The organism is Flavobacterium lacustre (assembly GCF_027474525.2).
Taxonomy (GTDB): domain Bacteria; phylum Bacteroidota; class Bacteroidia; order Flavobacteriales; family Flavobacteriaceae; genus Flavobacterium; species Flavobacterium lacustre.
The window spans coordinates 224509-241521 of record NZ_CP114882.2; the positions used below are offsets into that span (position 1 = coordinate 224509).

At 34.2% G+C, this 17013-nt stretch carries 8 protein-coding genes; 1 reads left to right on the forward strand and 7 read right to left on the reverse strand.

The window, feature by feature from the left end; all coding sequences use genetic code 11:
- Positions 1–51: 51 nt before the first annotated feature.
- The 3 genes from O6P34_RS01075 to O6P34_RS01085 form a co-directional block, all read right to left on the reverse strand.
- The gene (locus O6P34_RS01075) at positions 52–2823 is read right to left on the reverse strand and encodes a bifunctional aconitate hydratase 2/2-methylisocitrate dehydratase (protein WP_269685512.1); all 2772 of its coding nucleotides are present in this window, start codon (positions 2821–2823) and stop codon (positions 52–54) included.
- 330 nt (positions 2824–3153) lie between these two features.
- Positions 3154–4107, reverse strand: coding sequence for an AAA family ATPase (locus O6P34_RS01080; RefSeq protein ID WP_269685513.1), 954 nt, complete (start codon positions 4105–4107; stop codon positions 3154–3156).
- A 77-nt stretch (positions 4108–4184) separates the two neighbouring features.
- Positions 4185–5615 carry a peptidylprolyl isomerase gene (locus O6P34_RS01085; protein ID WP_269685514.1) on the reverse strand — a complete coding sequence of 477 codons (1431 nt, stop codon included), beginning with the start codon at positions 5613–5615 and terminating at the stop codon, positions 4185–4187.
- 429 nt (positions 5616–6044) lie between these two features.
- Here O6P34_RS01085 and O6P34_RS01090 point away from each other — a divergent pair, with 429 nt between their 5' ends.
- A complete protein-coding gene (locus O6P34_RS01090; RefSeq protein ID WP_269685515.1) occupies positions 6045–7634 on the forward strand; it encodes a peptide chain release factor 3 in 1590 nt (529 codons plus the stop codon).
- Between the two features lie 83 nt (positions 7635–7717).
- Here the strand turns inward: O6P34_RS01090 and O6P34_RS01095 are convergent, their stop codons facing one another.
- The 4 genes from O6P34_RS01095 to rpoB form a co-directional block, all read right to left on the reverse strand.
- Positions 7718–8068: a hypothetical protein gene (locus O6P34_RS01095; protein ID WP_269685516.1), complete on the reverse strand. Its 351-nt coding sequence runs from the start codon at positions 8066–8068 to the stop codon at positions 7718–7720.
- A gap of 194 nt (positions 8069–8262) precedes the next feature.
- Positions 8263–8574, reverse strand: coding sequence for a DUF3467 domain-containing protein (locus O6P34_RS01100; RefSeq protein WP_269685517.1), 312 nt, complete (start codon positions 8572–8574; stop codon positions 8263–8265).
- Positions 8575–8577: 3 nt separating this feature from the next.
- Positions 8578–12888, reverse strand: coding sequence for a DNA-directed RNA polymerase subunit beta' (rpoC, locus tag O6P34_RS01105; protein WP_269685518.1), 4311 nt, complete (start codon positions 12886–12888; stop codon positions 8578–8580).
- Positions 12889–13188: 300 nt separating this feature from the next.
- Complete coding sequence (gene rpoB / locus O6P34_RS01110) at positions 13189–17001, reverse strand: DNA-directed RNA polymerase subunit beta (RefSeq protein WP_269685519.1); 3813 nt, start codon at positions 16999–17001, stop codon at positions 13189–13191.
- Between the last annotated feature and the right edge of the window lie 12 nt (positions 17002–17013).

A 17013-nucleotide genomic window follows, 5' to 3' on the forward strand; every position in this document is an offset into this window, starting at 1 on the left:
CCTGAGTCATATGACTCAGGCTTTTACATTATAATTAACTAATTATATGAATTATTTAACTAATAACTTATGAGAAGGCGCAAATTTAGTTAGGTTGATACCTTCTACCGCCGCTTTATATTCTTCAATTGTTGGAGTTCTACCAAGGATTGTAGATAATACCACAACTGGTGTAGATGAAAGCAATGACTCTCCTTTTTTACCGTCAGTATCTTCAACAACTCTTCCTTGGAAAAGACGAGTAGATGTTGCCATAACCGTATCTCCTTTGGCTGCTTTTTCTTGGTTACCCATACAAAGGTTACAACCTGGACGCTCTAGATACAACATCTTTTCATATGAAGTTCGTGCCGCAGCTTTAGGAACATTATCGTCAAATTCGAAACCAGAATATTTTTGTAAAATTTCCCAGTCACCTTCTGCTTTTAATTCATCTACGATATTGTAAGTAGGAGGAGCTACAACTAAAGGCGCTTTAAACTCTACTTTGCCGTTTTGCTCATCAATATTCTTAAGCATATGAGCTAGAATTTTCATGTCCCCTTTGTGAACCATACAAGATCCGATAAACCCAAGATCTACTTGTTTAACCCCACCATAGAAAGATAGAGGTCTAATGGTATCATGAGTATATCTTTTAGAAACATCAGCATTATTCACATCTGGATCAGCAATCATTGGCTCAGCAATTTGATCCAAATCAACAACAACTTCAGCGTAATACTTAGCGTTTGCATCTGGTCTTAAAGCAGGTTTCTCACCTGAAATAATCTCAGCGATTCTCTTATCTGCAATAGCAATCAATCCTTTCAGCACTTGATTTTTATTATCCATTCCCTTGTCGATCATAATCTGAATTCTACCTTTCGCCATTTCTAACGATTCAATTAAGGTATAATCTTCAGAAATACAGATAGAAGCTTTTGCTTTCATTTCTGCAGTCCAGTCCGTAAACGTAAACGCTTGATCCGCATTAAGAGTTCCTAAGTGAACCTCAATAATTCTTCCTTGGAATACATTCTCTCCACCAAATGTTTTAAGCATCTGAGATTGTGTAGCATGAACTACATCACGGAAATCCATATACCCTTTCATGTCCCCTTTGAATGTTACTTTCACAGATTCTGGAATTGGCATTGAAGCCTCACCAGTAGCCAATGCAAGAGCAACTGTTCCTGAGTCAGCACCAAAAGCAACACCTTTTGACATTCTGGTATGAGAGTCACCACCAATGATGATTGCCCATTCGTTTACAGTAATATCATTCAATACTTTATGAATTACATCCGTCATGGAGTGATAAACACCTTTCGGGTCACGAGCTGTGATCAATCCGAAATCGTTCATAAATTTCATTAACCTAGGAATATTAGCTTTAGATTTATTATCCCAAACCGAAGCTGTGTGACAACCTGATTGGTATGCACCATCAACAATTGGAGAAATCACAGTAGCTGCCATAGACTCTAATTCTTGAGAAGTCATCAAACCAGTTGTATCTTGTGAACCAACAATATTTACGGTAACACGAACATCAGAACCAGCGTGTAACACTTTACCTGGTGTTGTTCCAACCGCATTTTTATTAAATATTTTTTCTACAGCTGTAAGACCTTGCCCTTCAACAGAAACTTCTTTTGACGGAGCATATACAGGTACAATATCAATACCAAGAGTCTTTGATGCAAATGTTTGTAATTTTTTTCCAAACACAATTGCATAAGAACCTCCCGCTTTTATAAATTCAATTTTCTGAGGCGTAAATGCTTTAGAAATATCAATCAATTCTTTATCTCCACTATACAATTTCTTTGTCTTTGTATTGATGGTAAGAACTGTACCAGTAGCAACAGAGTAAACTTCTTCTAAAATAGGATCTCCACTTTCATTGCGAACAGGATTACCATTTTCATCTAATTTTTTTACCCAGTTTTTAAGGTCCAGACCAATACCACCAGTAACATCTACAGTAGTAAGGAAAATTGGCGAAATACCGTTTGTTCCTGCAACAATTGGAGCAAAGTTTACAAACGGAACATAAGGACTTGCTTGTTTACCTGTCCAAAGTGCCACGTTATTTACACCTGACATTCTTGAAGAACCAACTCCCATTGTACCTTTTTCAGCAATTAACATTACCGATTTGTCTGGATGCTGTGCTTGTAATGCTTTAATCTCGGCTTGTGCTTCAGGTGTAATCATACATTTACCGTGCAATTCACGATCTGAACGCGAGTGTGCTTGGTTTCCTGGAGAAAGTAAATCTGTAGAAATATCTCCTTCACCAGCAATAAAAGTAACTACCTTAATTTCTTCTGCAATTTCAGGTAATTTAGTAAAGAACTCAGCCTTAGCATAACTCTCTAGAATTTCTTTTGCTATTTCGTTACCACTTTTAAACGCATTAACTAAACGGTCTGTATCTGCCTCATAAAGATATACTTGTGTTTTAAGAACTTTTGCTGCTTCTTTTGCAATTACAACATCATTTCCTAATGCCAAATCAAGAAGTACTTCAATTGAAGAACCCCCTTTCATGTGAGATAATAATTCTAAAGCAAAGGCAGGTGTAATTTCAGCAACTACTGATTGACCTAAAACGATTTCCTTTAAAAACTTAGCTTTCACATTGGCAGCAGGAGTAGTCCCTGGAACAACATTATAAATAAAAAATTTAAGAGAATCTTCTCTGTACTCGTTACTCAAATCTTTAATTTGCGCAATGATTTCGCTTAGTAATTCAGCGCCATCAATTGGTTTTGGGTGAAGACCTTGGCCTTTTCGCTCTTCAATCTCTTGAATGTAATCGTTATAAGTGTTCATAATCTTTTCAATGTTAATGGCAAATTTTCTTAATTAATTCAAAATCAAATGCCCTATTTTAAGGTGTTTTTATTTTTTGTACGCAAATTTAGGAATTAAAGATGATAATTTAAAGAAATTTAATAGAAGTACGCTTTTTAAAAATTATTATTGCAAAATAACGAATTACACTGCGTTTAATTACGAAAACACTATATTATATCCATAAAACTAAACAATCAATAATATAGAATTGAATTTCTAACAAAGTTAAAATGTATTGTTACACCTAAAAAGCACGAATTATGCATTTATACGCAATTCGTTTCCTAAATTATTATTTATTCTTCATTAAATTAGTTTTTCAATAATCATTTCTTCGGTAATTCCTTCCGCATCAGCTTTGTAGTTTTTGATGATTCTATGACGAAGGATTCCCGTAGCTACTGCTTTCACATCTTCTATATCTGGAGAAAATTTTCCATTGAAAGCTGCATTGGCTTTGGCTGCCAAAATCAAGTTTTGCGAAGCTCTTGGTCCTGCTCCCCAATCGAGATAATTTTTTACAAATTCGTTCGATAACGGATTATCTGGACGTGTTTTACTAACCAAAGTAACAGCATATTCTATAACATTATCCGCAACAGGAATTCTACGAATCAAATGTTGAAAATCAATTATTTCTTGTGCCGTAAATAATGGATTTATAGTCTTTTTCACATCTGAAGTCGTCTGTTTCACCACCTGAACTTCTTCTAAAAAAGAAGGATATTCAAGTTTTACAGCAAACATAAAACGGTCCAACTGTGCTTCTGGCAAAGGATAAGTTCCTTCTTGCTCTATTGGGTTTTGAGTGGCTAATACAAAATAAGGCAAATCTAACTTATGGTTTTCACCCGCAATAGTTACAGAACGTTCCTGCATTGCCTCCAATAAAGCTGCTTGTGTTTTTGGCGGCGTTCTGTTTATTTCATCCGCCAAAATGATATTGGAAAAAATAGGCCCTTTTATAAATTTAAATTGACGATTTTCATCTAATATTTCACTTCCCAAAATGTCCGAAGGCATCAAATCAGGCGTAAATTGAATTCTTTTAAAATCCAGTCCCAAAGCTTGCGCAAGCGTATTGACCATTAATGTTTTTGCCAATCCCGGAACACCTACCAACAAAGCATGTCCGCCAGAAAAAATACAAAGTAAAATCTGGTCCACTACAGCATCTTGACCAACAATAATTTTGGCAATTTCTTTTTTTAACTCGTTTCGTTTCTCAACTAAATTATGTATTGCTGCTACGTCAGACATTTTAAAAAGTATTTTAAATTAAAAAGAGTTAGTCTTATTACTTATAAAACTAACTCTTTTTATTTATTTAATAAAAATTATTTTTTCAACCAGTTGTTTGTAAAAGTACAATCTCTGTATTCTCCGATAATTTTAATGTACGTCTCTTTTATTTTTTCATCAAACCATTTTCCAATGGTTTTAATTTGTTTTTCTTTCAACGCTAATTCTTTAATTTTGATATAATCTTTTGCGTAATCAGCGGTATGCTCATTAATTCTGTTTGTTACAGTAATCAACTTGAATTTTTTCTTCCCTTGTTGTTCTTCGTCTAAATAAGGTGCTGAAATTTCATTTTCTTTTAAATTTGAAACTCTGCTGTATAAACTTGGATCCATTTTTGTCAACTCAAAACGAGTATCTTGTGTTTTTGGATTGATTAAAGCTCCACCATTTGCTCTGGTTTCTTTTTCATCAGACATGGTTCTGGCTGCTTCCGCAAAAGTGATTTCCTTATCTTCAATTCGTTTCTTAATCAAAGCAATTTTTTCTTTAGCTTCTTTCAAAGCATCTTCGGATACATTTGGTGCTAATAAAATATGGCGCAATTCAACTTCTTGCCCTTTTATTTTTTCTACATAAATAATATGAAATCCAAAATCGGTTTCAAAAGGAGCCGAAATTTCACCTTCAGCAAGACTAAAAGCAACCTCTTTAAACTCTTTTACAAAAGGTGTTTTTCGATTCATTTTATAATATCCACCATTTGATCTAGAACCTGGATCCTGTGAATACAAAACTGCTTTTGTTGCAAAACTCGATCCTTCCTGAATATCTTTTTTGAAACCATTTAATTTATCAATTACCTTTTGTTTATCCGCCTCAGAAACTTTTGGCTCTACAACAATTTGTGCTACTTCCATTTCTGCTCCAAAAACTGGCAAATCTGCAACTGGAATTGTTTTGAAAAAATTACGAACTTCCTCTGGCGTTATCTCTACCTCATCAATGATTTTCTTTTGCATTTCAGAAGTTAACTTTTGTTCTTTCAAGATATCAAAGAAATAGGTTCTGAATTCCTCTTCTGAATTCTTTTTGTAATATTTCACTACTTTTTCCATAGAACCAATTTGTTCTACCATATAGTTCAATCTATCATCCATCAATCCTTTTACCTCTGCATCAGTCACCTTAACACTATCCTGAATGGCTTGATGCGCATACAATTTATCTTCAAGTAATTTCCCTAACATCTGACATCTTGAAATATCTTTTACAGAACCTCCTTGGCTGGAAATTTCTAAATAAGACTTATCAATATCCGAATCTAATATGATGTAATCCCCTACTGTTGCAATAACTCCGTCAACTTTAAGCTTCTGATTTGAAGAAATTTTAGGCGCTGCAACAACTGCACCATCCTTTATTATTTCTTGTGCATTGCTGACAACGCTTGAAAAAATTCCAAGAAAAAAAGTAAGTACAATTCTATTTTTTATGGATTTCATTGGTATTGATTTTAATAGCATTTCTTGAAATTTTATTTTATTTAGTAATATAAAATATTTTTGTTTTTTATTACAATCCTATTTTAAACTGATTCTGTTAATTTTGGTCAAATATACGTTTAAAGTATCAAGAAATCGAATTGTTTTTACAATCTCAATCCTATTGAATTCTTTATAGTTATAGCAAACAAAAATAGCAATTCAATTACATAATACAAGTTTCATTAGTAGTATTAACAAAAAATTATAAAGCCTTTATTTATTATTATGTTACCATTATAAATCTCTATTTAAATTTAATTGTAGCATCTACTTTCAAAAGAATTGATTTTTAAAAAATAAAAATTTTATTCTCCTTTGAAAAACCAAAACCAGATACACAAACCACTCTTGTATTTATTTTTAATTAGCATTTATAAATAGTACTTTTGCAAACTATTTATATGAAATATGAGTTTTTTAGAAGAAATAAAAAGAAGAAGAACATTCGGTATTATATCACATCCCGATGCCGGAAAAACAACACTTACAGAAAAACTGTTACTTTTTGGTGGTGCGATTCAAGAAGCGGGTGCGGTAAAAAATAATAAAATTAAAAAAGGAGCCACGAGTGATTTCATGGAAATTGAACGTCAGAGAGGAATTTCGGTTTCAACATCTGTATTGGCCTTTAATTATAAGGACAAGAAAATAAACATTCTTGACACACCCGGTCACAAGGATTTTGCCGAAGATACCTTTAGAACATTAACTGCGGTAGACAGCGTAATTGTTGTTATTGACGTTGCAAAAGGGGTTGAGGAACAAACCGAAAAACTGGTTGCAGTATGTAGAATGCGAAAAATTCCTATCATTGTTTTCATTAATAAATTAGACCGTGAAGGAAAAGATGCTTTCGATTTGATGGATGAAGTGGAGCAAAAATTAGGTTTAACTGTTACTCCATTAAGTTTTCCGATAGGAATGGGATATGATTTTCAAGGAATCTATAACTTATGGGAACAAAACATAAACTTATTTAGCGGAGACAGTAGAAAAAATATAGAAGAAACTATTGCTTTTTCTGATGTTCAAAGTCCTGAATTAGAAAAAATAATTGGTCAAAAACCAGCTGACAAATTACGGGAAGAATTAGAGTTAATAGATGAAGTTTATCCAAAATTTGATCGTCAGGATTATTTAGACGGAAAATTACAACCTGTATTTTTTGGTTCTGCTTTAAATAACTTTGGAGTTAGAGAATTATTAGATTGCTTTGTAGCGATTGCTCCTTCACCAAGACCCAAAGATTCAGAAACCCGATTAGTTGACCCAACAGAAGAAAAAATGTCTGGTTTTGTGTTCAAAATCCATGCTAATATGGATCCAAAACACAGAGACAGATTAGCCTTTATAAAAATAGTTTCGGGAACTTTTGAAAGAAACAAACCGTATTATCACGTTCGCCAAAAAAAGAATTTAAAATTTTCTAGTCCAAATGCCTTTTTCGCTGAGAAAAAAGAAATTGTAGACATCTCCTATCCTGGAGACATTGTTGGCTTACACGATACTGGAAATTTTAAAATCGGAGATACTTTAACCGAAGGGGAAATCATGAGTTTCAAAGGAATTCCAAGTTTCTCACCGGAACATTTCAGATACATCAATAATGCGGATCCAATGAAAGCGAAACAACTCGATAAAGGAGTTGATCAGTTAATGGACGAAGGTGTTGCTCAATTATTCACCTTAGAAATGAATAACAGAAAAGTTATTGGAACTGTAGGAGCGCTTCAATATGAAGTAATTCAGTACCGATTAGAACATGAATATGGTGCAAAATGTACGTATGAAAATTTTCCTGTTCATAAAGCATGCTGGGTAAAACCAGATGATGCAAAAAATGACGAGTTTAAAGAATTCAAGCGGATTAAGCAAAAATTCTTGGCAAAAGACAAGTACAACCAGCTTGTTTTCTTGGCTGATTCTGATTTTACTATTCAAATGACGCAAAACAAATACCCAAGTGTCAAATTATTTTTCACTTCAGAATTCGAATAATTCATTTCTGTATACAAAAACAAAAAACGCTAACTTTAATAAGTTAGCGTTTTTTTATGCTTTGAAAATTTTATTTAAACTTGTTAGGATAATGTATTCTCTAAATTTATTGCTTTTTTCAAAAAAGTCTTTATCAACAAACGGTTTGGAGCCATTCCAGAAGTCATAATTTGCTTTTTTGCATTTGTTTTATCTGAAGAAATAACAGTATTAGGATCTTGTTTTGAACCCATAAACCATAAAACAAAATTCATATTTGATGATACTGATGAAGATTCAACACTTTCAGCAACTGAAATTTTTTCGAAATTATCGATAGAAACAAGACTTTCTTTAGATTGAGCAAAAACAGAAAAATTAGCAAACAACAAAAAAAACAAAATCAGACTAACCGATTTTGTATTTATAGTATTGTATATATGAAACTGCGACATCAAAGATATTTTTAGTGCAAATTCAAATATAAAATAATGGTTCAGTAGTAAAAAAAATTATCGATGAAACACCATAATAGTCGTTTAAGCTACATACTTTTAGATTTAAAAATACCCGAAAATCAATTGAGTAAAAAATAACAAACTATAATTAAAATAAAAAAGGCTCCATTTCTGGAGCCTTTATATTTCAATTAAGCTTGTCCTGCGGGACCAAAATTCAAAGGAATTGGAGCTTGTTCGGTGTCTTTTATTTCGCCATGAGCGACTTCAAAACGGTGAATGTTTTCTCCAATAGCTTTCAACAACCTTTTGGCATGTTGCGGTGTCAAGACAATTCTTGATTTTACCTTGGCTTTAGGAATACCAGGCATAATACTTACAAAATCTAAAACAAATTCTGAAGAAGAATGATTAATGATAGCCAAATTAGAATAAATCCCTTCGGCAATTTTTTCATCCAACTCAATGTTGATTTGCTCTTGTTGTTGGTTAGAATTAGCCATGTCTTAGTAAATGTACTCTTCTTTATTAGCCATCATTTCATTATAATCTTCTTTAGATCCTACAATTGTATGATCATATTCTCTCATACCTGTACCGGCAGGAATTCTATGACCTACAATTACATTTTCTTTCAATCCTTCTAAGTAATCAACTTTACCTGCAACAGCAGCTTCGTTTAATACTTTAGTTGTTTCTTGGAAAGATGCAGCAGAAATAAATGATTTCGTTTGAAGTGACGCTCTTGTAATACCTTGTAATACTGGTGTTGCAGTTGCAGTAACTACATCACGGGCAACAACAAGATTTTTATCTGTACGTTTCAAAAGAGAGTTTTCATCACGCAACTCACGAGGCGTGATAATTTGTCCTTCTTTTAAAGCACTAGAATCTCCAGCATCTTCAACCACTTTCATACCGTATAATTTATCATTTTGAACGATAAAGTCTTTAGTGTGAATTAATTGATCTTCTAAGAATAAAGTATCACCTGGATCTTGTACTCTTACTTTACGCATCATTTGACGTATTACTACTTCAAAGTGTTTGTCATTGATTTTTACCCCTTGTAAACGGTATACTTCTTGAATTTCATTAACCAAATACTGTTGAACAGCTGCTGGTCCTTGAATTCTTAAAATATCGTCTGGAGTAATTGCACCATCAGACAATGGAACTCCTGCTCTTACGAAGTCATTTTCTTGAACTAGAATTTGGCTTGATAATTTAACCAAGTATTTTCTAATATCTCCAAATTTAGATTCGATAACGATCTCACGGTTACCTCTTTTAATTTTTCCAAAAGAAACAACACCATCAATTTCAGAAACTACCGCTGGGTTTGAAGGATTACGAGCTTCTAACAACTCTGTAATTCTAGGTAAACCTCCAGTAATATCTCCTGATTTAGAAGAACGACGTGGAATTTTTACCAATACTTTACCTGCTTTAATTTTCTCACCGTTTTCAACCATCAAGTGGGCTCCAACTGGTAAGTTATATGAACGAATTAGTTCCCCTTCTTTACCGTAAACCAATAAAGTTGGAATTAATTTTTTAGCTCTGGATTCAGAAATTACTTTTTCTTGGAAACCGGTTTGCTCATCAATTTCAACCATGAATGATTGACCTTGCTCTAAATCTTCGTAAGCAATTTTACCTGTAAACTCAGAAACGATAACTCCATTATATGGATCCCATTTACAGATTACATCTCCTTTTACAACAGACTGACCGTCTTTTACAAAAATACTTGAACCGTAAGGAATATTATTAGTACTCAAAAGAATACCTGTTTTCTCGTCAATTAATTTCAACTCTGTAGAACGAGACACAACGATATCAACAGCGTTTCCTTCGTTATCTTCTCCTTTAACAGTTTTTAAATCTTCAATTTCAAGCTTACCGTTGAATCTTGTAACAATACTGGATTCTTCAGATATACCACCCGCAACCCCACCAACGTGGAATGTACGTAATGTTAACTGTGTACCTGGCTCTCCAATAGATTGAGCAGCGATAACTCCTACTGCCTCACCTCTTTGTGTCATTTTTCCGGTAGCTAAGTTTCTACCGTAACATTTAGCACAAATACCTTTCAACGCTTCACAAGTTAATGGAGAACGCACTTCCACTTTCTCAACCGGAGAAGCTTCAATTGCTTTCATTATAGCTTCTGTGATTTGTTCACCAGATTTAACTAAAATCTCACTATTCAAAGGATTAATTACGTCTTGTAATGCAACACGTCCTAAAATTCTTTCTCCTAGTGATTCTACGATTTCTTCGTTTTTCTTCAATGCAGAAACTTCGACACCTCTTAAAGTACCACAATCCTCAATGTTAACAATAACGTCTTGAGAAACATCATGTAATCTTCTTGTCAAGTATCCAGCATCCGCTGTTTTAAGAGCCGTATCCGCAAGACCTTTACGCGCACCGTGAGTAGAGATAAAGTACTCAAGGATAGAAAGACCTTCTTTAAAGTTAGAAAGAATCGGGTTTTCAATAATTTCACCACCACCAGCATTTGATTTTTTAGGCTTAGCCATCAAACCACGCATACCAGTTAACTGACGAATTTGTTCTTTTGAACCCCTTGCTCCAGAATCAAGCATCATATACACAGAGTTGAAACCTTGTTGGTCTTCTCTAATGTTTTTCATAGCTAACTCTGTCAATTGAGCATTTGTTGAAGTCCATACATCAATAACTTGGTTGTAACGTTCGTTATTGGTAATAAGACCCATATTATAATTTGCAGAAATTCCTTCAACTTGCTCTCTGGCATCTGCAATTAATTCTCCTTTTCTTTCCGGAATTTTGATATCTCCTAATGAGAATGACAATCCACCTTTAAATGCGAATTTGTATCCCATATCTTTCATATTGTCCAAGAAAGCAGCTGTAGTTGGAACATTCGTAACACTTAATACGTGTCCGATAATGTCTCTAAGGTTTTTCTTAGTCAATACATCATTGATATATCCTGCAGCTTCTGGAACTACTTCATTAAACAATACACGACCTGCAGTTGTTTTTACGATTTGGTAAACCAACTCTCCAGCTTCATTAAAATCTTTTGCTCTAATTTTCACAGAAGCATTCAATTCTAATTTTCCTTCGTTTAATGCAATATTTACTTCTTCAGCAGAATAAAAAGTTAAGCCTTCACCTAAAATTTTCAATTCTGGAGTTGACAAACGCTCTTTGGTCATATAGTATAGACCAAGTACCATGTCCTGAGAAGGTACCGTAATCGGAGCACCATTAGCAGGATTCAAGATATTGTGAGAAGCCAACATTAACAATTGAGCTTCTAAAATAGCCTCTGGTCCTAACGGCAAGTGAACCGCCATTTGATCCCCATCAAAATCCGCATTAAATGCCGTACAAACTAAAGGGTGTAATTGGATTGCTTTTCCTTCAATTAATTTTGGTTGGAATGCCTGAATACCAAGTCTGTGCAAAGTAGGTGCACGATTCAGTAATATTGGGTGACCTTTGATAACATTTTCAAGGATATCCCAAACTACAGGCTCTTTTTTGTCTATTATTTTCTTAGCTGATTTAACCGTTTTAACAATACCTCTTTCAATCAATTTACGGATAACAAAAGGTTTGTATAGTTCAGATGCCATATCTTTCGGAATACCACATTCGAACAATTTCAATTCAGGTCCAACAACAATTACCGAACGAGCAGAATAATCCACACGTTTTCCAAGTAAGTTTTGACGGAAACGTCCTTGCTTACCTTTTAAGGAATCAGATAATGATTTTAATGGTCTGTTTGATTCTGTTTTTACAGCAGATGCTTTACGAGTATTATCGAAAAGTGAATCTACAGATTCTTGCAACATACGTTTTTCGTTTCTCAAGATCACTTCTGGAGCTTTAATCTCCATTAATCTTTTCAAACGGTTGTTACGTATAATTACGCGACGGTATAAGTCATTTAAATCTGAAGTTGCAAAACGACCTCCATCAAGTGGAACTAATGGACGCAATTCTGGTGGAATAACTGGTACCACTTTCATAATCATCCATTCTGGACGATTCTCACGGTTCAAGTTAGACTCACGGAAAGATTCAACAACTTGTAATCTTTTTAATGCTTCCGTTTTACGTTGTTTAGACGTTTCGTTGTTTGCATTATGTCTCAATTGGTAAGACAATGCATCTAAATCAATTCTTGCTAATAAATCCATGATACATTCTGCTCCCATTTTGGCAACAAATTTATTAGGATCAAAATCATCAAGATACTGATTGTCTGCAGGAAGAGTATCTAAAATATTCAAATATTCTTCTTCAGTCAAAAAGTCTAATCTTTGTAATGATTCTCCATCAGCATTTTTAGCAATACCAGCTTGGATTACTACGTATCTTTCGTAATAAATAATCATATCTAATTTCTTAGATGGAAGACCAAGGATATAACCAATTTTGTTAGGAAGAGAACGGAAATACCAAATATGAGCAATTGGCACAACAAGATTGATGTGACCAACTCTGTCTCTACGTACTTTTTTCTCAGTAACTTCAACACCACAACGGTCACAAATGATTCCTTTATAGCGAATTCTTTTATATTTACCACAAGCACATTCAAAATCTTTTACTGGTCCGAAAATTCTTTCGCAGAAAAGACCATCACGCTCTGGTTTGTGCGTTCTGTAGTTGATAGTTTCTGGCTTCAATACTTCACCTCTTGATTCTTTCAAGATAGATTCAGGAGAAGCTAGTCCTATGGAAATTTTGTTGAATCTTTTTACAGGATTCTTATCTTTATTATTATTTCTATTATTCATCATAGTTTTTACTATTGATTTATTTGCAATTAAAAAATTGATTTTAGTTATTAGTCTAAAGTCAAATGTCGTAAAGTAGTAAAGTCTCGATTGACTTTGGACTTTGGACTTTCAAACTTTGGACTTAAAACACTACCTCGGATTACTTCTCTAAACTTTCAAAAAAGATATTTTGAAGTGCTAATTATAAAACCCATATTGGTTTACATAAAAAATCGGAACGGGTTACGGGTATAAATCCTAAAAACTCTTATAAATGAGTAATCAGCCCCGAAAAATCGGGACTGAAAACTAAATTTTTTGTTATTCTTCTAATCTAATGTCTAATCCAAGACCTTTCAATTCATGCATCAATACATTGAATGATTCAGGTAATCCTGGCTCTGGCATAGACTCTCCCTTAACGATTGCTTCGTAAGTTTTAGCTCTACCAATAACATCATCAGATTTAACAGTCAAGATTTCTCTAAGTGTACTTGATGCTCCATAAGCTTCAAGTGCCCAAACCTCCATCTCTCCAAAACGTTGACCTCCAAATTGAGCTTTACCTCCAAGTGGTTGTTGTGTAATCAACGAGTATGGTCCGATTGAACGTGCGTGCATCTTATCATCAACCATGTGTCCTAATTTCAACATATAGATTACACCAACAGTCGCTGCTTGATGGAAACGCTCTCCAGTTCCACCATCATAAAGATGTGTGTGTCCAAAACGTGGTACTCCTGCTTCATCAGTCAATGCATTGATTTGATCAAGAGAAGCTCCGTCGAAAATTGGTGTAGCAAATTTTCTACCCAAGTTTTGTCCAGCCCAACCAAGAACAGTTTCATAAATTTGACCGATGTTCATACGTGAAGGCACCCCAAGTGGATTCAACACGATATCAACTGGTGTTCCGTCTTCCAAGAAAGGCATATCTTCATGACGAACGATACGAGCAACAATACCTTTGTTACCGTGACGTCCTGCCATTTTATCCCCAACTTTCAGTTTACGTTTTTTAGCAATATATACTTTAGCTAATTTCAAAATTCCTGCTGGCAATTCATCTCCAACAGTAATTGTGAATTTCTCTCTACGTAATGCTCCTTGTAAATCGTTCAATTTAATTTTATAGTTATGAATTAAATCATTAACCATTTTATTAGTTACATCATCTGCAACCCATTGACCTTTACTTAAGTGAGCGAAATCTTCAACAGCATAAAGCATTTTTTGAGTATATTTTTTACCTTTTGGTAAAACTTCTTCACCCAAATCATTCATTACACCTTGAGAGGTTTTCCCGTTTACGATCAAGAAAAGTTTTTCTACCAATCTGTCTTTTAATTCAACAAATTTAACTTCAAACTCCATTTCAAGTGCTCCTAAAGCATCTTTATCTTGAGTACGTTTACGTTTATCTTTTACTGCTCTTGCAAACAATTTTTTGTCTAAAACAACACCGTGTAAAGATGGAGACGCTTTCAATGAAGCATCTTTTACATCCCCTGCTTTATCCCCGAAGATTGCACGAAGCAATTTTTCTTCCGGAGTAGGATCTGATTCTCCTTTTGGTGTAATTTTTCCGATAAGAATGTCGCCAGGTTTAACCTCAGCTCCAATTCTGATCATACCATTTTCATCTAAATCTTTAGTAGCTTCTTCAGAAACGTTAGGAATATCGTTTGTTAACTCTTCATTTCCTAACTTAGTATCTCTAACCTCTAATGAATAATCATCAACATGAATAGAAGTAAAAATATCGTCACGAACTACTTTTTCAGAAATAACAATCGCATCCTCAAAGTTATACCCTTTCCATGGCATGAACGCTACTTTTAGGTTACGACCTAAAGCTAATTCCCCATTTTGAGTTGCATATCCTTCAGACAATACTTGACCAAGAACTACTCTGTCCCCTTTTCTTACGATAGGTTTCAAGTTGATACTTGTACCTTGATTGGTTTTTCTAAATTTAATTAGATTGTATGTTTTATCATCTGATTCAAAACTCACCATTCTTTCTTCTTCAGAACGATCGTATTTGATAGTGATAATATTAGCATCTACATATTCTACTGTTCCGTTTCCTTCAGCATTGATTAAAACTCTGGAATCAGAAGCAACTTGACGCTCCAATCCAGTTCCAACAATAGGAGCTTCAGGACGAATTAATGGTACAGCTTGACGCATCATGTTAGATCCCATCAAGGCTCTATTCGCATCATCATGTTCCAAGAACGGAATCAACGAAGCTGAAATAGAAGCAATTTGATTTGGAGCAACGTCAGTATAATCAACATTAGTTGGTTCAATTACTGGGAAATCACCTTCTTGACGAGCAATTACGTTATCAGCAGTAATTTTTCCTGTAGCATCCATTTCGATATTTGCTTGCGCAATCATCATTCCTTCTTCTTCTTCAGCACTTAAGTAAATTGGAGTAGATTCTAAATCTACAATTCCATTAGTCACTTTACGGTAAGGTGTTTCAATGAAACCCATTCCGTTTACTTTAGCATAAACACCAAGAGATGAAATCAAACCAATATTTGGTCCCTCAGGAGTTTCAATTGGACATAAACGTCCGTAGTGCGTATAGTGAACGTCACGAACCTCAAATCCAGCTCTTTCTCTCGAAAGTCCACCTGGTCCTAGCGCAGATAATCTTCTTTTGTGCGTAATCTCAGCTAATGGATTCGTTTGATCCATAAATTGAGACAACTGGTTTGTACCAAAGAAAGAATTGATAACTGATGATAATGTTTTAGCATTAATCAAATCAATTGGTGTAAACACCTCGTTATCTCTAACGTTCATACGCTCTCTAATAGTTCTAGCCATACGAGCTAAACCAACACCGAATTGTTGAGACAATTGTTCTCCAACTGTTCTAACACGACGGTTTGATAAGTGATCAATATCATCAATCTCTGCTTTAGAGTTGATCAATTCAATCAAATATTTTACAATGGTAATGATATCTTCTTTGGTAAGCACTTGCTTTTCCATCGGAATATCTAAACCAAGTTTTTTATTCATCCTGTAACGACCTACTTCACCTAAGTTATAACGTTGGTCAGAGAAGAATAATTTATCTATAATACCACGAGCAGTTTCTTCATCAGGCGGTTCTGCGTTACGCAATTGTCTGTAGATATGCTCAACAGCTTCTTTTTCAGAGTTTGTTGGATCTTTTTGTAACGTATTGTGAATGATTGCATAATCACCTTGATTTGCATCTTCTTTATGTAACAAAATAGATTTAACGTTAGAATCAATGATTTCTTCCACATTATCTTTGTCGATAATAGTATCTCTATCAAGGATTATTTCGTTACGTTCGATAGAAACTACTTCACCAGTATCTTCATCAACGAAATCTTCATGCCATGTATTCAATACACGTGCAGCTAATTTTCTACCGATATATTTTTTAAGTCCTGTTTTAGAAACTTTAATTTCCTCAGCAAGATCAAAAATCTCAAGAATATCTTTATCTCTTTCGAAACCAATTGCACGGAATAAAGTAGTAACCGGCAATTTTTTCTTTCTATCAATATAAGCATACATTACGCTGTTTATATCTGTAGAAAATTCTATCCAAGAACCTTTAAAAGGAATTACTCTGGCAGAATATAATTTTGTTCCATTTGCATGGAATGATTGTCCGAAGAAAACACCAGGAGAACGGTGCAATTGCGAAACAACAACACGTTCAGCGCCATTGATAACAAAAGTACCACTAGGAGTCATATAAGGAATTGTACCAAGATATACATCTTGAACAATAGTTTCAAAATCTTCATGTTCTGGATCTGTACAGTACAGTTTTAACCTAGCTTTTAAAGGTACACTATAAGTAAGACCGCGTTCAATACATTCTTGAATTGTGTAACGCGGAGGATCAACAAAATAATCAAGGAATTCCAATACAAAGTTATTTCTTGTATCTGTAATAGGAAAGTTTTCCATGAAGGTATTGTATAGCCCTTCGTCGCCTCTTTCGTCAGATTTAGTTTCTAATTGAAAAAAATCTTTAAACGATTTAACCTGAACATCTAGAAAATCTGGATATTGAGGTATGTTTTTTGTTGAGGCAAAATTCAATCTTTCAGTCTGATTTGTTATCATCAATGGACAAAA